The sequence below is a fragment of the Amycolatopsis deserti genome, assembly GCF_014653945.1.
GTDB classification, from domain to species: domain Bacteria; phylum Actinomycetota; class Actinomycetes; order Mycobacteriales; family Pseudonocardiaceae; genus Amycolatopsis_E; species Amycolatopsis_E deserti.
Genome location: NZ_BNAU01000014.1, coordinates 25955 through 42022, shown reverse-complemented (window position 1 = coordinate 42022; position 16068 = coordinate 25955). Strand labels below are relative to the sequence as shown.

The window sequence follows — 16068 nt, the reverse complement described above, 5'->3', positions numbered from 1 at the left end:
AATGACGCACGACCTTTCCCGCTCCGGCTTCGAGACGCGCGCCATCCACGCAGGTCAGGAGCCTGACCCGCGGACAGGTGCGGTCATCGTGCCGATCTACCAGACCTCCACCTACGCCCAGGACGGCGTCGGGGCCACCCGTGAGGGTGACTACGAGTACTCGCGCACCGCGAACCCGACGCGCACCGCCCTGGAGCAGGCGCTCGCCTCGCTCGAGGGCGCGCGGCACGGCCTGGCCTTCGCCTCCGGCATGGCCGCCACCGACGCGGTGCTGCGGACCGTGCTGCGGCCCGGCGACCACCTGGTCCTGGGCAACGACGCCTACGGCGGCACCTTCCGCCTGATCGACAAGGTGCTGAAGCTGTGGGGCGTGTCCTACGGCGTCGCGGACCTGTCCAACGTGGACGAGGTGCGCGCCGCGATCCGCCCGGAGACCAAGCTGATCTGGTGCGAGACGCCGTCCAACCCGCTGCTCGGCATCGCCGACCTCGCGGTGCTGGCGGAGATCGCCCACGGGGCCGGCGCCCGTCTCGTCGTCGACAACACCTTCGCCACGCCGTACCTGCAGACGCCGCTGGCGCTGGGTGCCGACATCGTCGTGCACTCGACCACCAAGTACCTGGGCGGCCACTCGGACGTCGTCGGCGGCGCGGTGCTGACCAACGAGGACGAGCTGCGGGAGCAGCTGTTCTTCCTGCGCAACGCGGCGGGCGCGGTGCCCGGCCCGTTCGACGCGTGGCTGACCCTGCGCGGCCTCAAGACCCTCGCCGTGCGCATGGACCGGCACTGCGACAACGCGGAGAAGATCGCCGAGATGCTCACGGCGCACCCGAAGGTCGCCGAGGTCTACTACCCGGGCCTGCCCGATCACGCCGGGCACGACGTCGCGGCCAAGCAGATGCGCCGCTTCGGCGGCATGATCTCCTTCCGCCACACCGGCGGCAAGCAGGCCGCGCTGGACACCGCGGCCCGCACGGAGTTCTTCATCCTGGCCGAGTCGCTGGGCGGCATCGAGTCGCTGATCGAGCACCCGGGCCAGATGACCCACGCGAGCGTGGCCGGTTCGATGCTCCAGGTGCCCGACGACCTGCTGCGGCTGTCCGTCGGCATCGAGGACGTCCGCGACCTGAGCGACGACCTGCGCTCGGCGCTGGGTTGATGGCGCTGGGTCGATGAGGCGGGGGAGCGCTCCGGCGCTCCCCACCCGCACTCAGGGCCGGTAGTTGTTCAGCTCGGCCGTCTTGGCGTCCGCGGGCGTGGTGCCGGTGCGGATCCCCTCCAGGTCGGAGCCGTCCACGCACCCGCCGACCAGCTCGACGTAGTTGTCGTGCCGGACGTACTGGGCCGGGTCGCCGCAGCCGGCCCTGTCGACCGTGTAGACCGCCGCGCCGGTGAGGGCCAGGGCGGACGTGACCCCCGCGACCAGCGGCAGCAGACCGGCCGCGCGCGTGGCACGACGGACCCGTCCGCCCGTTTCGCTGCGCGCTGGCATGGCTACTCCCGATTCGCCGTACTGACCGGATCCCAGGGTACCGAAACCCGTGAGGTGGGAGTGGCATGATCCGGGACATGGATCTGGTGGACGTCGAACGCATCCGCGAGGCGCGGAAGCTCCTCGAGGGCATCACCCGGGTCACGCCGATGGAGCACGCGCGTGACCTGGAGAAAGCACACGGCGGCGCGGTCCACCTCAAGTGCGAGAACCTGCAACGCACCGGCTCGTTCAAGATCCGCGGCGCCTACACGCGGCTGCACGGGCTGTCCGCGGAGGAACGCGCGCGCGGTGTCGTGGCCGCCAGCGCGGGCAACCACGCGCAGGGTGTCGCGCTCGCGGCGTCGCTGCTGGGCATCTCCTCGACCGTCTTCATGCCCACCCGCGCGCCGCTGCCCAAGCTGGCTGCCACCCGTGGTTACGGCGCCGAGGTGCACCTGCACGGCGACGTCCTGGAGGAGTCCCTCGCGGAGGCGATCGCGTTCGCCGAGCGGACTGGGGCGGTGTTCATCCACCCGTTCGACCACGCGGACATCATCGCCGGGCAGGGCACCGTCGGGCTGGAAATCCTGGAGCAGGTGCCCGAGGCGGCCACGGTTCTGGTGCCGACCGGCGGCGGCGGGCTCGTCGCGGGGGTGGCGTGCGCGGTGAAGGCGTCCCGGCCGGACGTGCGGATCGTCGCGGTGCAGGCCGAGGACGCGGCGGCGTTCCCGCCGTCGCTCGCGGCCGGCGGACCGGTGCGGCTGCGGGCGATGCAGACGATGGCCGACGGGATCGCGGTCGGCCAGCCGGGCCCGGTGAGCTACGCGCACGTGGCCGCGAAGGTCGACGACGTCCTCACGGTGTCGGAGGAGTCGCTGTCCCGCGCGGTGCTGCTGTGCCTGGAGCGCCGCAAGCTGGTGGTGGAGCCGGCGGGCGCGGCGGCGGTGGCGGCGCTGCTGCAGTACCCCGGCGAGTTCGCGGCGCCGGTGGTGGCCGTGGTGTCCGGCGGCAACGTGGATCCGTTGCTGCTGCTGCAGATCATCCAGCACGGTATGACGGCCGGCGGCCGCTACCTCGCGCTGCGGTTGCGCGTGCCGGACCGGCCGGGGTCGCTGGTGTCGGTGCTGTCGCGGGTGCGGGACCTGGGCGCGAACGTCCTGGACGTCGAGCACTCGCGGATCTCCGGCGCGCTGGCACTGGGCGAGGTGGAGATCGCGCTGAAGCTGGAAACCCGCGGCCCCGCCCACTGTGAGCAGGTGCACGCCGAACTCCAGCGCGCCGGGTTCACCGTCGTCGGCTAGAGGTTACCGCGGCGCTCCTGCTCGCGCTCGATGGCCTCGAACAGGGCTTTGAAGTTGCCCTTGCCGAAGCCGAGCGAGCCGTGCCGCTCGATCAGCTCGTAGAACACCGTGGGCCGGTCGCCGACGGGCTTGGTGAAGATCTGCAGCAGGTAGCCGTCCTCGTCGCGGTCGACCAGGATCCGGTGCTCCTTGAGCGTCTCGATCGGCACCCGCACCTCGCCGATCCGCGCGCGCAGCTCCGGGTCGTCGTAGTAGGAGTCCGGGGTGTCCAGGAACTCCACGCCGGCCGCGCGCATCGCGGTGACGGTGCCGACGATGTCGTTGGTGGCCAGCGCGATGTGCTGGCACCCGGCGCCGCCGTAGAACTCCAGGTACTCGTCGATCTGCGACTTCTTCTTCGCGATCGCCGGCTCGTTGAGCGGGAACTTCACGCGGTGGTTGCCGTTGGCGACGACCTTGCTCATCAGCGCCGAGTACTCGGTGGCGATGTCGTCGCCGACGAACTCCGCCATGTTGGTGAAGCCCATGACGCGGTGGTACCAGTCCACCCAGTGGTCCATCTTGCCCAGTTCGACGTTGCCGACGCAGTGGTCGACGGCCTGGAACAGCCGCGTGCGCTGCGGCGTCTCCCTGGCCTGGAAGCCGGGCAGGTACGGGCCGGTGTAGCGGGAGCGGTCGACGAGGCTGTGCCGGGTCTCGCCGTAGGTCGCGATCGCCGCTCGCCGCACGGTGCCGTGCTCGTCGGAGACGTCGTGCGGCTCCTCCAGGATCGTGGCGCCCTGGGCGCGCGCGTGCGCGACGCACTTGTCCACATCGGACACCTCGAGGGCGAGGTCGACGACGCCGTCGCCGTGGCGGCGGTGGTGGTCCAGCAGCGGCGAATCGGGCCGCACGCCGCCGGTGATGACGAACCGCGCGGAGCCCGACTTCAGCACGAACGCCTTGTGGTCCGGCTGCCCGGTCTCCGGGCCGGCGTAGGCGACGAGCCGCATGCCGAACGCGTGCTGGTAGTACCACGCGGTCTGGGTCGCGTTGCCGGCGATGAACACGACGGCATCGAGCGACTTCACGGGGAACGGGTCGGCGGTCTCATCGTGCTCGACCAAACCGACGAGCTGGCGCAACTGGTCGTAGTCGACATCGTCGAGAGCGTTCGTCATGTCTGGCAGAATGCGTAGTTCGTCGCATCCTGGGCAACAGTCGCGGTTCTGGCTGGACAAATTGCCCAGTTAACGTCGAGGATGATCTATCAAATCGGGCAATGTGACCAGGAGGACCCGGTGGACTCGCTCGACGCCCGGCTGTTGCTGCTGCTCACCGACTCACCACGGCTGAACGTGCTGGAGTGCGCGCGCCGGCTGGGAGTCGCGCGGGGCACCGTGCAGGCGCGCTTGGACCGGCTCACCGAGCAGGGGATCCTCGGCGGGTTCCCGCCGGAGCTGAACCTCGCGGCGATGGGGTACGGGCTCACCGCGTTCGCGGTGCTGGAGATCGCGCAGGGCCAGCGCACCTCGGTCTCGGAGGCGCTGGACGCGATCGAGCAGGTCTGCGAGGTGCACGCCACCACCGGGCAGGGCGACCTGTTCGTCCGGATGGTGGCGCGCGACCACGACGACCTGCAGCGGGTCATCGACGCCGTGGTCAGCGTGCCGGGCGTGCGCCGGACGTCGACGTCGCTGGCCCTGTCGACGCCGGTGCCGCCGCGCGTCCGGCCGCTGCTGGAACGGCTCGCCTACGAGACGAACTCGAGGTAGCGCTTGGCCGAGCGCTGCACGACGTCGTAGCCGTCCTCGCGCACGACGGCGTCCCACCAAGCGCCGTAGATCGCCTCGAACCGGTACCCGGCGAGGATCTCCGCGGCGTGGCGCACGACCGGCGGCCGCTCCGGGATCAGGTTCGGGTAGCTGTACATGAAGGCGACGAACTTGCGGTCCGGGATCACCTGGACGATGTCGCCGGACAGCAGCGCGCCCCGGCCCCGCTCGCCGCCGGACCAGTGCAGGACGGTGCCGCCGGTGAAGTGCACGCCGAGGTTGACCAGCGTGAGGCCGTCGCCGACCTGCTTGGTCTGGCCGCTCCACAGTTCGATGCGGTCGTCCGGGCGGCCGATCCACTGCCGGTCGCCTTCGTGCAGGTAGACGGGCACGTCGAAGGTGCGGGCCCATTCCACGCAGGTGGTGTAGTAGTGCGGGTGGCTGATCGCGATGCCGGTGATGCCGCCGCGAGCCGTGATGTGGTCGGCGATCGTGTCGTCGAGGTAGGCGGAGAGGTCCCAGAGGAAGTTGCCGCTGTCGGTCTCGACGAACAGCGCCCGCTGGCCGATGCCGAACTTCGGGGTGCAGGCGATGCCGGTGATGCGGTCGCCCTCGGGCTTGATCAGGGCCTCGTGCTCGCGCTGGAGCGTGGCGAAGTCGGTCCACTGCTGGCCCGACGGGGGGACGTACTGGCGCTCGTCCTCGCAGATGGGGCAGTCCGAGCGCGGGGCGGCGTACTGCATGCCGCAGGTCACGCAGATGGGGTTGTCCATGGTGGTGCAGGCTACGCGGGTGGTGACGGCGCTACGCGGGTTTTGACGGGCCTGGACCGGCCGATGTCGAAGCTGTCCACACACGGCGGAGCGGCTGCTCCGGGCGATGCTCCCGCCCGGAGCAGCCGCTCCGAAGAAAGTGTGGGGCTCAGCCGGTGTAGGGCACGGCCTTGATCAGCGTCACCTTCTGCGTGCTGCCGTTGGGCAGCTCGTACTCGCGCGACTCGCCTTCCTTGGCGCCCAGCAGGGCCTTGCCCAGGGGCGACTCGGGGGAGTACACGTCGAGTTCGCCTTCGGCGCCCTCTTCGCGCGTGGCGAGCAGGAACTTCTCCTCGTCGTCGTCACCTTCGTAACGCACGGTGAGGACCTTGCCCGGCTCGGCGACCCCGTCGTTCTTGGGCGCCTCGCCGACCTTCGCCGAACGCAGGAGTTCCTGCAGGTGGCGGATGCGGGCTTCCTGCTGACCCTGCTCCTCACGGGCGGCGTGGTAGCCACCGTTCTCCCGGAGGTCGCCTTCCTCGCGGCTGGCGTTGATCTTCGCAGCGATGACCGGACGATTCTCGATCAGCTCGTCGAGCTCGTGCTTGAGCCTGTCGTAGGCTTCCTGGGTCAGCCAGGTCACCTGGGTGTCGCTCACGGCCACCATCTCCTCGTCGTGCCTGCCGGACATGGGTGTTCATGCCGGCAGCCGCACTCGATCGAGTGCGGCTGGATAAAGGAAAAACACGGCCCGTTCGGGCCGTGCCGGTAGATCAGGGTACCACGGCAGGGCAGGTCAGCGCCGGTCCCCGTCGCAGAAACCGGGCATTCAGCGCGTCATTCACCCCGTTGGCCGCTAACTCCTTGACATGTACTCCGGTATGTCGTAGGAGCAGCCGTACACGTCCGCGGTGACCGGGCGGTCGATGCTCTTGACCACCACGTCGACCCGGCTGTCCCTGGGCGGGATGTAGACCTCCCGCCGCCCGCTCTCCGCGCCGCTGATGTCCCGCGTCCGCACGATGCACACACCCGGCCGGTCCGGCTCGTCGCGCGTCACGTTGAGCGAGATCGTCATCGCGTTCCCCGGCAGCTCCTCGAACGTGACCCGTTCCGCGCTGATGGGTGCGGCACCCAGGTTGACGTAGCCGATCCACGCGACGGCGCAGCCCACGACCAGCGCGATCCCGGTGAAGAGCCACACCCGCCACCGGCGGGCCGGCCTGCGGGGCCGCCCGTAGCGGCCTTCCGGCAGCGACGGCGGGGCGCTGGCGGTGCTCAAGCCGGGCCTCCGATCGAACTTGTCGTACCCCCGGGGACAATGGAGGCAACCGCAGTATCTCTCCGGAGCGGAATAGGGATTCAGAAGGGGTCGTTGGACGCATGGTGGGTTCTGACGAGCTGGTGTCCGGAACGGGATCGCGCCTGCGTCTCATGGCGGTGCACGCCCATCCCGACGACGAGTCGAGCAAGGGCGCGGCCACGATGGCCCGCTACGTCGCCGAGGGTGCCGAGGTCATGGTCGTGACCTGCACCGGAGGCGAGGCCGGGAGCATCCTGAACCCGGCCATGGACCGCCCCGAGGTGCTGGCCAACATGGCCACGATCCGCCGCGAGGAGATGGCCAAGGCCGCCAAGATCCTCGGGGTCCAGCACCGCTGGCTGGGCTTCGTCGACTCCGGCCTGCCCGAGGGCGACCCGCTGCCCCCGCTGCCGGAGGGCTGCTTCGCGCTCACCCCGCTCGAGGAGCCGGTGCGCGAGCTGGTCAAGGTCATCCGCGAGTTCCGCCCGCACGTCGTGCTGACCTACGACGAGAACGGCGGCTACCCGCACCCCGACCACATCCGCACCCACGAGGTGTCCATGGCGGCCTTCGACGCGGCCGCCGAGCCGGACAAGTTCCCCGAGGCGGGCGAGCCGTGGCAGGCGCTGAAGCTGTACTACATGCACGGCTTCTCCCGCGCCCGCATGCAGGCCTTCCACGACGCCCTCGTCGAGGCCGGCCTGGAATCGCCGTACGCGGAGTGGCTGGGCAAGTGGGACCCGCACCGCCCGGACGTCATGGAGCGGGTCACCACGCGCATCGAGTGCGCCGACTACTTCGAGGTCCGCGACGAGGCGCTGAAGGCGCACGCCACGCAGATCGACCCGAACAGCCGCTGGTTCTTCGTGCCGCTGGAGATGCAGCGCCGGGTGTGGCCGACCGAGGAGTACGAGCTGGTCCGCTCGCTGGTGGACAGCACGCTGCCCGAGGACGACCTGTTCGCGGGCGTCCGTGAGAAGGTGAACACATGAGTTTCTTGTTGCCGGTGACGGCGCCGGTCGCCACGACCGCCCTCGTCCTCGCGCAGCAGCCGGGCAACGGCGACAACGGCGGCCAGGGCGAGGACTTCGGCAAGTCCTCGCCGCTGGGGTTCCTGATCCTCCTGCTGTTCCTCATCGCCGTCGCCCTGCTGGTGCGCTCGATGACCAAGCACCTCAAGCGCGTGCCGGCCAGCTTCGACCCGGAGGAGAAGGCCGAAGCCGAGGCCGCCGACGCCGCGGAGACGGAGGAGAAGGCCGCGAAGCCGGCCGAAGAGCCCGTCAAGCAGCCGCAGAAGAGCGAAAGCAGCTAGCCGCCCGGCTCTGATCCCTCCAGGTCGTCGGTGAGCCGGCTGACGAGGAAGTCGAGCCGCTCCTCCTGGATGTCCGTCGGGATGCGCCCGCTGTCCGACAGGACCACGATGCCGTGCAGCGCGCTCCAGACGACCTCGGCGAACAGTTCGCGCCGCGGGTTGTCCGGGCGGAAGCAGTTGACGAATTCGTCGAAGCCGGCGCGCAGCTGGGGCGGCGTCTCGGCGTGCGCGAACTTCACATCCGTCGGCATGACGAACATGGCCTGGTAGAGAGCGGGCCGCTCGGTCGCGAACTCCAGGTAGGCGCGGCACACCGCCCGCAGTGGCTCGGGGCCGGCCAGCCGGGCGCGGCGCAGGTGGGCGGCCAGTTCGGCGAAGCCGTCGATCGCGACGGCGCGCACGATGGCGTCCTTGCCGCTGAAGTGGCTGTAGAGCACGGGCTGGCTGTATTCGACGCGCTCGGCGAGCCGCCGCGTCGTCACCGCCTCCCAGCCTTCGGTCTCCGCGAGTTCGCGGGCGGCCGTGATGATCAGCTGATGGCGTTGGGCGCGCTCCCGTTCACGGCGCTCCTTGATGGCGGACACAACCAGATCCTAGCAACGCTAGAGAACTAGCGCCGCTAGGAACTGTGGTGCCGCGGACGCCGTGACACCCTGGTGTCATGGCCAACCGACTCGCCGCCGCGACGAGCCCCTACCTGCTGCAGCACGCCGAGAACCCGGTCGACTGGTGGCCCTGGAGTGCCGAGGCGCTCGCCGAGGCCCGGCGCCGGGACGTGCCGATCCTGCTCTCCATCGGCTACGCGGCGTGCCACTGGTGTCACGTCATGGCCCACGAGTCCTTCGAGGACGCCGAGACCGCGCGCCTGATGAACGAGCACTTCGTCAACATCAAGGTCGACCGCGAGGAGCGCCCGGACATCGACGCGGTCTACATGACCGCGACCCAGGCGATGACCGGCCAGGGCGGCTGGCCGATGACCTGCTTCCTCACCCCGGACGGCGAACCGTTCCACTGCGGCACCTACTACCCGCCGCAGCCGCGCCCGGGCATGCCGTCGTTCCAGCACCTGCTGGTCGCCGTCGCGCAGGCCTGGCAGGATCGCCGCGACGAGCTGCGCGAGGGCGCCGGGAAGATCGTCGAGCACCTGGCCGGTCAACTCGGGCCGCTGCCGCCCGCCCCGGTCGACGAGGGCGTGCTGGACGCCGCGCTGCGGAAGCTGGCCGGGGAGGCCGACCGCGAGCGCGGCGGTTTCGGTGGCGCGCCCAAGTTCCCGCCGTCGATGGTGCTGGAGTTCCTGCTTCGCCACCACGAACGCACCGGGTCCACCCAGGCGCTGTCCTTGGTGGAGTCCTGCGCCGAGGCGATGGCGCGTGGCGGCATCCACGACCAGCTGGCCGGCGGCTTCGCCCGCTACTCCGTCGACGCGTCCTGGGTCGTGCCGCACTTCGAAAAGATGTTGTACGACAACGCCTTGCTGCTGCGCGTGTACGCGCACCTGGCCCGGCGCACGGGTTCGGCGTACGCGGCGGAGGTCGCGCGGATGACCGGCGAATTCCTGCTCGGCCGGCTGAGCACGGCCGAGGGCGGGTTCGCCGCCTCGCTCGACGCGGACACCCTCGGCGAGGAGGGCCTGACCTACGTCTGGACGCCCGCGCAGCTGCGTGAGGTGCTCGGCGACGACAACGGCGCGTGGGCCGCGGAACTGTTCTCCGTCACCGAATCGGGCACGTTCGAGCACGGCACCTCGGTCCTGCAGCTGCTGCGCGAGCCGGACGACCGGGAGCGCTTCGAGCGCGTCCGCGCCGCGCTGCTTGCCGCGCGTGACGTGCGGCCGCAGCCGGGCCGCGACGACAAGGTCATCGCCGCCTGGAACGGCCTGGCGATCACCGCGCTGTGCGAGGCGGGCGTGGCCCTCGACGAACCGCACTGGGTGTCCGCGGCGCAGCAGGCGGCGTCCGCGGTGCTCGGCATCCACCTGCGCGACAACCGCCTGCGCCGCAGCTCCCGCGACGGCACCGCCGGTGACGCGGCCGGTGTGCTGGAGGACTACAGCTGCCTGGCGGAGGGCCTGCTCGCCCTGCACCAGGCGGCCGGGGACCCGCGGTGGCTCGCCGAGGCGACGAACCTGCTGGACATCGCGCTGGACAACTTCGCCGTCGCGGACACCCCGGGCGCCTACCACGACACGGCCGACGACGCCGAGGTCCTCGTGCACCGCCCCGCGGACCCGACGGACAACGCGAGCCCGTCCGGCGCCTCTGCCCTGGCGAACGCGCTGGTCACCGCTTCGGTGCTGGTCGGAACGGACGGCGCCGCCCGCTACCGGACCGCCGCCGAGGAGGCGATCCACCGGGCCGGGCAGCTCATCGCCAAGGCGCCCCGCTTCGCCGGGCACTGGCTCACCGCGGCCGAGGCGCTGCTGGCCGGGCCGGTCCAGATCGCGATCGCCGGGCCGGACTCGACCGAGCGCGACCTGCTGCGCGCGGTGGCCGCCCGGCGCGCCCACGGCGGCGCGGTCGTGCTGGCCGGCGAACCGGACGCGGAGGGCGTGCCGCTGCTCGCGGACCGGCCGCTGGTCGAGGGCAAGGCGGCCGCCTACGTCTGCCGCGGATACGTCTGCGACCGGCCGGTGACCAGCCCCGACGACCTGGTCTCGGCGTTGTCCGCCGGGAGTGAACAAGGGGTCTGACCCGCTCGTTCCGGCGTAGCGTGTGTTGCAGCGTAATCATGTAATCAGCCGTGGAGGCGAGGACCATGCGCACACACGCACAGTGGGGACGGGGCTGGAAGGGCCGCGGGCAGGCCGAGGTGCCACCGGCCGACGACGCGGCGGGCTGGTTCGCCGGGCGGCTGCCGGACGGCTGGTTCACCGGAACCCCGGACATCACGGTCGACCGCGAGGAGATCCTGATCGTCGGCGAACTGCCGGCGCTGACCGACGAGTTCGCCGACGACGCCGCCCGCGCCGCCGCGGAGTCCGGCCGCATCAGCCGGTTCCGCGAGGAGACCCGCGACGAGCGGATCGAGATCGCGCGGCAGGCCGAGCACCGGTACCAGCGCAAGGTGTCCTGGGGCGCGCGCCTGGGCGGCACCGAGGAGTTGTTCACCACACAGTCGGTGCCGGTGATGACCCGCCTGCGCCAGCCCGAGCGGCTGGTGCTCGACACGCTCGTCGACGCGGGGGTCGCGCGGTCCCGCTCGGACGCTCTGGCCTGGGCCGTTCGGCTCGTCGGGCAGCACGCCGAGGAGTGGCTCGGCGAGCTGCGCGAAGCCATGTCGAAGGTCGACGAACTGCGTCGCGAGGGGCCCGATCTCGGCTGAGCTCGCCATGCGGAGCCGCGGAAGTTACGCCAGAGTAGGAACATGAACCCCGAAGCGTTGACCGCGGTACTGGATGGGCAGTGGGCCCAGCTGCGCCGGGAGATTCGCGCGCAGTTCGCCGGGTACGACTCCGACGAGCCCTACGACCTGAGCACCGAGGAGTACCGGGCGTGGGTGCTGGAGCGCCTGCGCGAGCTGGCCAAGAGCGGCTGGCACCGGCTCGGCTTCTCCCGCGAGTACGGCGGCGGGGGCGACATCGGCGGTTCGGTCGTGTCGTTCGAGATGCTCGGCTACGGCGACCTGTCGCTGATGGTGAAGTCCGGCGTGCAGTGGGGCCTGTTCGGGGGCGCGATCCAGCTGCTCGGCACGGCGCCGCACCACGAGCGGTACCTGGCCCGGATCATGGACCTGGACCTGCTGGGCTGCTTCGCGATGACCGAGACCGGGCACGGCTCGGACGTGCAGCACCTGCGCACCACGGCCACCTACGACCCGGCCACGCGTGAGTTCGTCATCGACACCCCGGACGAACAGGCGCGCAAGGACTACATCGGCAACGCCGCGCGGCACGGCCAGATGGCGGTGGTGTTCGCGCAGCTGGTCACCGGCGGGGAGAGCCGTGGCGTGCACGCCTTCGTGGTGCCGATCCGGGACGAGTCGGGGTCGCCGATGCCGGGCGTGGAGATCGGGGACGACGGCCGCAAGGCGGGGCTGAACGGCGTCGACAACGGACGCCTGACGTTCCACTCCGTGCGCGTGCCGCGCGACGCGCTGCTCAACCGCTACGGCGATGTCACCGAGGACGGCACGTACACGAGCCCGATCGAAAGCGACAACCGCCGGTTCTTCACCATGCTGGGCACGTTGATCCGCGGCCGGGTCAGCGTGGCGGGCGGCGCGATCCACGCCACCGAGCGGGCACTGGCGATCGCCACCCGCTACGCGGAGAAGCGCCGCCAGTTCGGCCGTCCCGGCGAGTCCGGCGAGACCCTGCTGCTGGATTACCGCGCGCACCAACGGAAACTGCTGCCGGCGGTCGCGCGCACCTACGCGCTGCACTTCGCGCACGAGGAGCTGACCCGGGCGCTGCACGACATCCAGAGCACGGCCGACGCCGAGGAGCGGGCGCAGCGCGAGCTGGAGTCACGTGCCGCCGGGATCAAGGCGATCGCGACCTGGCACGCGACCCGCAGCATCCAGATGGCGCGGGAAGCCTGTGGTGGCGCGGGATACCTGTCGGAGAACCTGCTGCCCGCGCTGAAGGCCGACACCGACGTGTTCACCACGTTCGAGGGCGACAACACGGTGCTGCTGCAGCTGGTCGCGAAGGGCCTGCTGACCAGCTACCGCGACCACTTCGCCGACCTGAGCCCGCTGGCGACGGCCCGGTTCGTGGCCGAGCAGTTCGTCGGCGCGGTGATCGAGCGGACCGCGGCGCGCAAGGTGATCGAGCGGCTGGTCGACGCCGCACCCGGCCGGGACGACGACGATGTGCTGTTCGACCGCGGCTGGCAGGTGAAGCTGTTCGAGGACCGCGAGCAGCACGTGCTGGAGGGCTGCGCGCGGCGGCTGCGCCGGGCCGCGGAGGCCGACCCGTTCGAGGTCTTCAACGACGCGCAGGACCACGTGCTGCGGGCGGCGCGGGTGCACGTCGAGCGGATCGTGCTGGAGGCGTTCGTCGCGGCCATCGACCGGTGCGCGGACGAACAGGCGCGGGCCCTGCTGGAGCGGGTGTGCGACCTGTACGTGCTGTCGAACGTCGAAGAGGACCGCGCGTGGTTCCTCGAGCACGGCCGGCTGACCTCCGCGCGGGCGAAAGCGGTGGTCGCCGCGGTGAACGACCTGTGCGCCGAGCTGCGCCCCCACGCGCGGCTGCTGGTGGACGGCTTCGCGGTGCCGGAACCGTTCCTCCGCCCCGCGATGCTGCGTTGAGCCGCTTCTTCTTGGCGGTGCCGAGCGCCACGTGCCCAGGCTGACAAATGTCATGCCCAGGACCGGATGTTCGGCATGATCACCGGCCCGGCGCGGCGGCCACGATCGAGGGCATGAGGAATGGTCAACGTGACCGTCCTGGCGCTGAGATCGCGGTGAGATCGATGGAGCGCCGGATGGCGGTGGTGAGGTGATGCGTCGCCGCGGCATCAACTACGACATCGGGGTCAGCCCGCTCGGCACCACCTCCCGCCGGGACTGGGACCTCACAGAAGTGCGCCGCGAGATGCGGATGATCGCCGAGGACTTGCATTGTTCGGCGGTTCGCGTGACCGGCGACATCCCCGGGCGGATCGAGGAAGCCGCCGCCATTGCCGCCGATTCCGGCCTCGAGGTCTGGTTCTCGCCCTTCCCCTGCGAACTGCCCCGCCCGCAGCTGCTCACGATGCTCGCCGACGCTGCAGTGCGCGCCGAGCGGCTGCGCGGCACGGGGGCGGAGGTGGTGTTCGTCGCCGGGGGCGAGATCAGCCTGTTCAACCGGGGCTTCTTCGCCGGCGACGACTTGCGGACGCGGATGTCCTCGCTCGTCCCGGCGGCCGGACCGGCGGAGTTCGCCGACTTCCTCGGGCAGGCCGCCGCGGCGGTCCGGGCGCGGTTCGGCGGTCCGGTCACCTACGCCGCCGGGTCGTGGGAACCGGTCGACTGGGCGCACTTCGACATCGTTTCCGTGGACGCGTACCGCTCGGCAGACAACGCCCGCACCTTCCGCGAGGAGCTGCGGACCTACACCGCGCACGGCAAACCGGTCGTCGCGACCGAGTTCGGGTGCTGCACCTTCCGCGGCGCGGCCGACCGGGGCGCCACCGGCTGGACGATCGCCGACCGCGCCACCGGGCGGCTCGCCCCCGGCTACGAGCGCGACGAGGACGAACAGGCCCGCTACTTCACAGAACTGCTGGCCGATTTCGAAGCCGAGGGCCTGGACGGCGCATTCTGGTTCACGTTCGCCGGCTACGGCCTGCCCCACCGGGCGGATCCCGCGCGGGACCTCGACCTGGCCTCCTACGGGGTGGTGAAGCTGACCGACGCCGGCCTCCGCCCGAAGGCGGTCTTCCACGCCATGGCTCAGGCGTACAGCGCCAGCCACACCGCGATGTAGTGCGAAACCGCGGCCAGCACCGTGCACGCGTGGAAGAACTCGTGGTAGCCGAAGGTCTCGGGCCAGTAGTTCGGCCACTTCACCGCGTAGAACACCGCGCCGACCGTGTAGAACAGGCCGCCGACCAGCAGCAGCACCAGCGCGGCCACCCCGGCGTGCGTGGCCAGCTCGGGCAACACGAAGATCGCCACCCAGCCGAGCGCCACGTAGATCGGCACGCCGAGCCAGCGCGGCGCGCCCGGCCACAGCATCTTCAGCGCCACCCCGGCCAGCGCGCCGCCCCACACCACGCCCAGCACGACGTACCCGGTGGGCTTCGACATCGCCAGCAGCGTGAACGGGGTGTAGGTGCCCGCGATGAACAGGAAGATCATCGAGTGGTCCGCGCGCTTCATCCACTGGTAGGCGCGCGGGCTCCACAGCCGGCGGTGGTACAGCGCGCTGACGCCGAACACACCGAGCACGGTCAGCCCGTACACCGACGTGGCCAGCGCGGCCAGGCCGGACACCGTCGCGCCGGCGAACGCGACCAGCGTCGCCACGCAGGCGAGCGCGCTGAAGAACGTCCAGAAGTGGATATGGCCGCGGAGCCGGGGGCGCGTGTCGACGAAGGACGGTGGGTCGGTCTCAACGGTCACACCACCAAGGTTACGGCGACGTAGGTCCCGCGCCAGCCAACCGTGGCCCGGCCCACGTCGCTTCCGAACCCTGCGTACATTGGTTGGACGTGAGTCTTCGCTCCTTCGGGTCCAAGCTTGTCTACGGCGTCTACAGCCGCCGTCTGATCCAGCAGGCGGCCGGCAAGCATCCGCGGCACATCGCGATCATGCTGGACGGCAACCGCAGGTGGGCGCGGGAAGCCGGCTTCACCGACGTCTCCGACGGGCACCGCGCGGGAGCACGCAAGATCGCCGACTTCCTCGGCTGGTGCCGCGAGGCCGACGTCGAGGTCGTGACGATGTGGCTGCTGTCCACGGACAACCTCAGCCGCGCCACCGAGGAGCTCGAACCGCTGCTGGAGATCATCGCCGACGTCGTCGACGAGCTGGCCCACCCCGGCAACCCGTGGCGCATCCGGGTCGTCGGCGCGCTGGAGCTGCTGCCCGAGCCGATCGCCAAGCGCCTGCAGTCGGCCGCGGCCAGCACCGAGAAGCGCACCGGCATGGAGGTCAACGTCGCCGTCGGCTACGGCGGGCGGCAGGAGATCGCGGACGCGGTCAAGAAGCTGCTGCTCCAGCACGCCGACGAGGGCACGTCGATCCGCGAGCTGGCGAAGATACTCGACGTCGACCACATCTCCGAGCACCTCTACACCTCGGGCCAGCCCGACCCGGACCTGATCATCCGCACCTCCGGTGAGCAGCGGCTGTCCGGTTTCCTGCTGTGGCAGTCCGCGCACTCCGAGTTCTGGTTCACGGAGGCCTACTGGCCCGCCTTCCGCCGGGTCGACTTCCTGCGCGCCCTCCGCGACTACGCGTGGCGGCACCGCCGATTCGGTACTTGACAACACGTTCCGTGTCGATTCGCTGATTTCTTCTCTACCGACGGTGAGATGACAAGCTGGTGAATCACCTGCCTGGCTGCCTGCACGAAGCGGCGAACGCAGGTAACTTCCGAAGTGATGGCTCGTGACCTTGCGAACCATCACGGGAGGCCCTGGTAGTGGCGGTTGTAGAGCAGACGGCGCGTGAGCCGTTCGCGATACCCACGAGGGGGCCGGCACCCGGCCCTCGTGGCCCTGCGCGCTGACGCGTAAG

Annotated in this window: 17 protein-coding genes; 10 read left to right on the top strand and 7 right to left on the bottom strand. The window is 70.8% G+C overall.

What is annotated here, in order from left to right:
* Nucleotide 1 precedes the first annotated feature (1 nt).
* Nucleotides 2-1159, top strand: a complete 1158-nt coding sequence (locus IE290_RS36875; RefSeq protein ID WP_191249403.1) for a cystathionine gamma-synthase — start codon at nucleotides 2-4, stop codon at nucleotides 1157-1159.
* Nucleotides 1160-1210: 51 nt separating this feature from the next.
* Here IE290_RS36875 and IE290_RS36870 read toward each other — a convergent pair whose 3' ends face one another.
* Entirely contained in the window at nucleotides 1211-1492 is a 282-nt protein-coding gene (locus IE290_RS36870) for a hypothetical protein (RefSeq protein WP_191249402.1), read from the bottom strand.
* A gap of 77 nt (nucleotides 1493-1569) precedes the next feature.
* Between IE290_RS36870 and ilvA the strand changes: the two genes are divergently transcribed.
* Nucleotides 1570-2775: a threonine ammonia-lyase gene (gene ilvA / locus IE290_RS36865; protein ID WP_191249417.1), complete on the top strand. Its 1206-nt coding sequence runs from the start codon at nucleotides 1570-1572 to the stop codon at nucleotides 2773-2775.
* Here the strand turns inward: ilvA and hppD are convergent.
* Complete coding sequence (gene hppD, locus IE290_RS36860) at nucleotides 2772-3935, bottom strand: 4-hydroxyphenylpyruvate dioxygenase (protein ID WP_191249401.1); 1164 nt, start codon at nucleotides 3933-3935, stop codon at nucleotides 2772-2774. The genes ilvA and hppD overlap by 4 nt on opposite strands.
* Nucleotides 3936-4016: 81 nt before the next feature.
* Here hppD and IE290_RS36855 point away from each other — a divergent pair, with 81 nt between their 5' ends.
* Nucleotides 4017-4529: an Lrp/AsnC family transcriptional regulator gene (locus tag IE290_RS36855; RefSeq protein ID WP_191249400.1), complete on the top strand. Its 513-nt coding sequence runs from the start codon at nucleotides 4017-4019 to the stop codon at nucleotides 4527-4529.
* Here the strand turns inward: IE290_RS36855 and IE290_RS36850 are convergent.
* The 3 genes from IE290_RS36850 to IE290_RS36840 all read right to left on the bottom strand — a co-directional run bounded on the left by IE290_RS36850 (nucleotide 4508) and on the right by IE290_RS36840 (nucleotide 6563).
* Nucleotides 4508-5302: an MBL fold metallo-hydrolase gene (locus tag IE290_RS36850; RefSeq protein WP_191249399.1), complete on the bottom strand. Its 795-nt coding sequence runs from the start codon at nucleotides 5300-5302 to the stop codon at nucleotides 4508-4510. The two genes, IE290_RS36855 and IE290_RS36850, sit on opposite strands and share 22 nt — an antisense overlap.
* Before the next feature lie 148 nt (nucleotides 5303-5450).
* On the bottom strand, nucleotides 5451-5948 hold the full coding sequence (gene greA, locus IE290_RS36845) for a transcription elongation factor GreA (RefSeq protein WP_094004764.1): 498 nt from the start codon (nucleotides 5946-5948) through the stop codon (nucleotides 5451-5453).
* Nucleotides 5949-6137: 189 nt separating this feature from the next.
* A complete protein-coding gene (locus IE290_RS36840; protein ID WP_191249398.1) occupies nucleotides 6138-6563 on the bottom strand; it encodes a DUF4307 domain-containing protein in 426 nt (141 codons plus the stop codon).
* 101 nt (nucleotides 6564-6664) lie between these two features.
* Here IE290_RS36840 and mca point away from each other — a divergent pair, with 101 nt between their 5' ends.
* Together mca and IE290_RS36830 are read left to right on the top strand one after the other, a co-directional pair.
* Entirely contained in the window at nucleotides 6665-7576 is a 912-nt protein-coding gene (gene mca / locus IE290_RS36835; RefSeq protein WP_191249397.1) for a mycothiol conjugate amidase Mca, read from the top strand.
* Nucleotides 7573-7896 carry a hypothetical protein gene (locus tag IE290_RS36830; RefSeq protein ID WP_191249396.1) on the top strand — a complete coding sequence of 108 codons (324 nt, stop codon included), beginning with the start codon at nucleotides 7573-7575 and terminating at the stop codon, nucleotides 7894-7896. The genes mca and IE290_RS36830 overlap by 4 nt, the downstream gene beginning before the upstream one ends.
* Here the strand turns inward: IE290_RS36830 and IE290_RS36825 are convergent.
* A complete protein-coding gene (locus IE290_RS36825; protein WP_191249395.1) occupies nucleotides 7893-8480 on the bottom strand; it encodes a TetR/AcrR family transcriptional regulator in 588 nt (195 codons plus the stop codon). The genes IE290_RS36830 and IE290_RS36825 overlap by 4 nt on opposite strands.
* A 77-nt stretch (nucleotides 8481-8557) precedes the next feature.
* On the opposite strand from IE290_RS36825, the gene IE290_RS36820 reads away from it, so the two are divergent.
* From IE290_RS36820 to IE290_RS36805, 4 genes are all read left to right on the top strand, one after another.
* On the top strand, nucleotides 8558-10588 hold the full coding sequence (locus tag IE290_RS36820; RefSeq protein ID WP_191249394.1) for a thioredoxin domain-containing protein: 2031 nt from the start codon (nucleotides 8558-8560) through the stop codon (nucleotides 10586-10588).
* A 65-nt stretch (nucleotides 10589-10653) separates the two neighbouring features.
* Entirely contained in the window at nucleotides 10654-11220 is a 567-nt protein-coding gene (abmR, locus tag IE290_RS36815) for an ATP-binding transcription factor AbmR (RefSeq protein WP_191249393.1), read from the top strand.
* A 42-nt stretch (nucleotides 11221-11262) separates the two neighbouring features.
* Nucleotides 11263-13152, top strand: a complete 1890-nt coding sequence (locus IE290_RS36810; RefSeq protein ID WP_191249392.1) for an acyl-CoA dehydrogenase family protein — start codon at nucleotides 11263-11265, stop codon at nucleotides 13150-13152.
* 193 nt (nucleotides 13153-13345) lie between these two features.
* A complete protein-coding gene (locus IE290_RS36805; RefSeq protein ID WP_191249416.1) occupies nucleotides 13346-14311 on the top strand; it encodes a glycoside hydrolase family 113 in 966 nt (321 codons plus the stop codon).
* Here the strand turns inward: IE290_RS36805 and trhA are convergent.
* A complete protein-coding gene (gene trhA / locus IE290_RS36800) occupies nucleotides 14278-14949 on the bottom strand; it encodes a PAQR family membrane homeostasis protein TrhA (protein WP_191249391.1) in 672 nt (223 codons plus the stop codon). The genes IE290_RS36805 and trhA overlap by 34 nt on opposite strands.
* An 89-nt stretch (nucleotides 14950-15038) precedes the next feature.
* On the opposite strand from trhA, the gene IE290_RS36795 reads away from it, so the two are divergent.
* The gene (locus IE290_RS36795) at nucleotides 15039-15815 is read left to right on the top strand and encodes an isoprenyl transferase (RefSeq protein ID WP_191249390.1); all 777 of its coding nucleotides are present in this window, start codon (nucleotides 15039-15041) and stop codon (nucleotides 15813-15815) included.
* Nucleotides 15816-16068 lie beyond the last annotated feature (253 nt).

Bases quoted from the DNA above. Each gene is read 5' to 3' on its own strand.
- IE290_RS36875 (WP_191249403.1), top strand. From the start codon at position 2: ATGACGCACGACCTTTCCCGCTCCGGCTTCGAGACGCGCGCCATCCAC.
- IE290_RS36870 (WP_191249402.1), bottom strand. From the start codon at position 1,492: ATGCCAGCGCGCAGCGAAACGGGCGGACGGGTCCGTCGTGCCACGCGC.
- ilvA (WP_191249417.1), top strand. From the start codon at position 1,570: ATGGATCTGGTGGACGTCGAACGCATCCGCGAGGCGCGGAAGCTCCTC.
- hppD (WP_191249401.1), bottom strand. From the start codon at position 3,935: ATGACGAACGCTCTCGACGATGTCGACTACGACCAGTTGCGCCAGCTC.
- IE290_RS36855 (WP_191249400.1), top strand. From the start codon at position 4,017: ATGATCTATCAAATCGGGCAATGTGACCAGGAGGACCCGGTGGACTCG.
- IE290_RS36850 (WP_191249399.1), bottom strand. From the start codon at position 5,302: ATGGACAACCCCATCTGCGTGACCTGCGGCATGCAGTACGCCGCCCCG.
- greA (WP_094004764.1), bottom strand. From the start codon at position 5,948: ATGGTGGCCGTGAGCGACACCCAGGTGACCTGGCTGACCCAGGAAGCC.
- mca (WP_191249397.1), top strand. From the start codon at position 6,665: ATGGTGGGTTCTGACGAGCTGGTGTCCGGAACGGGATCGCGCCTGCGT.
- IE290_RS36830 (WP_191249396.1), top strand. From the start codon at position 7,573: ATGAGTTTCTTGTTGCCGGTGACGGCGCCGGTCGCCACGACCGCCCTC.
- IE290_RS36820 (WP_191249394.1), top strand. From the start codon at position 8,558: ATGGCCAACCGACTCGCCGCCGCGACGAGCCCCTACCTGCTGCAGCAC.
- abmR (WP_191249393.1), top strand. From the start codon at position 10,654: ATGCGCACACACGCACAGTGGGGACGGGGCTGGAAGGGCCGCGGGCAG.
- IE290_RS36810 (WP_191249392.1), top strand. From the start codon at position 11,263: ATGAACCCCGAAGCGTTGACCGCGGTACTGGATGGGCAGTGGGCCCAG.
- IE290_RS36805 (WP_191249416.1), top strand. From the start codon at position 13,346: ATGCGTCGCCGCGGCATCAACTACGACATCGGGGTCAGCCCGCTCGGC.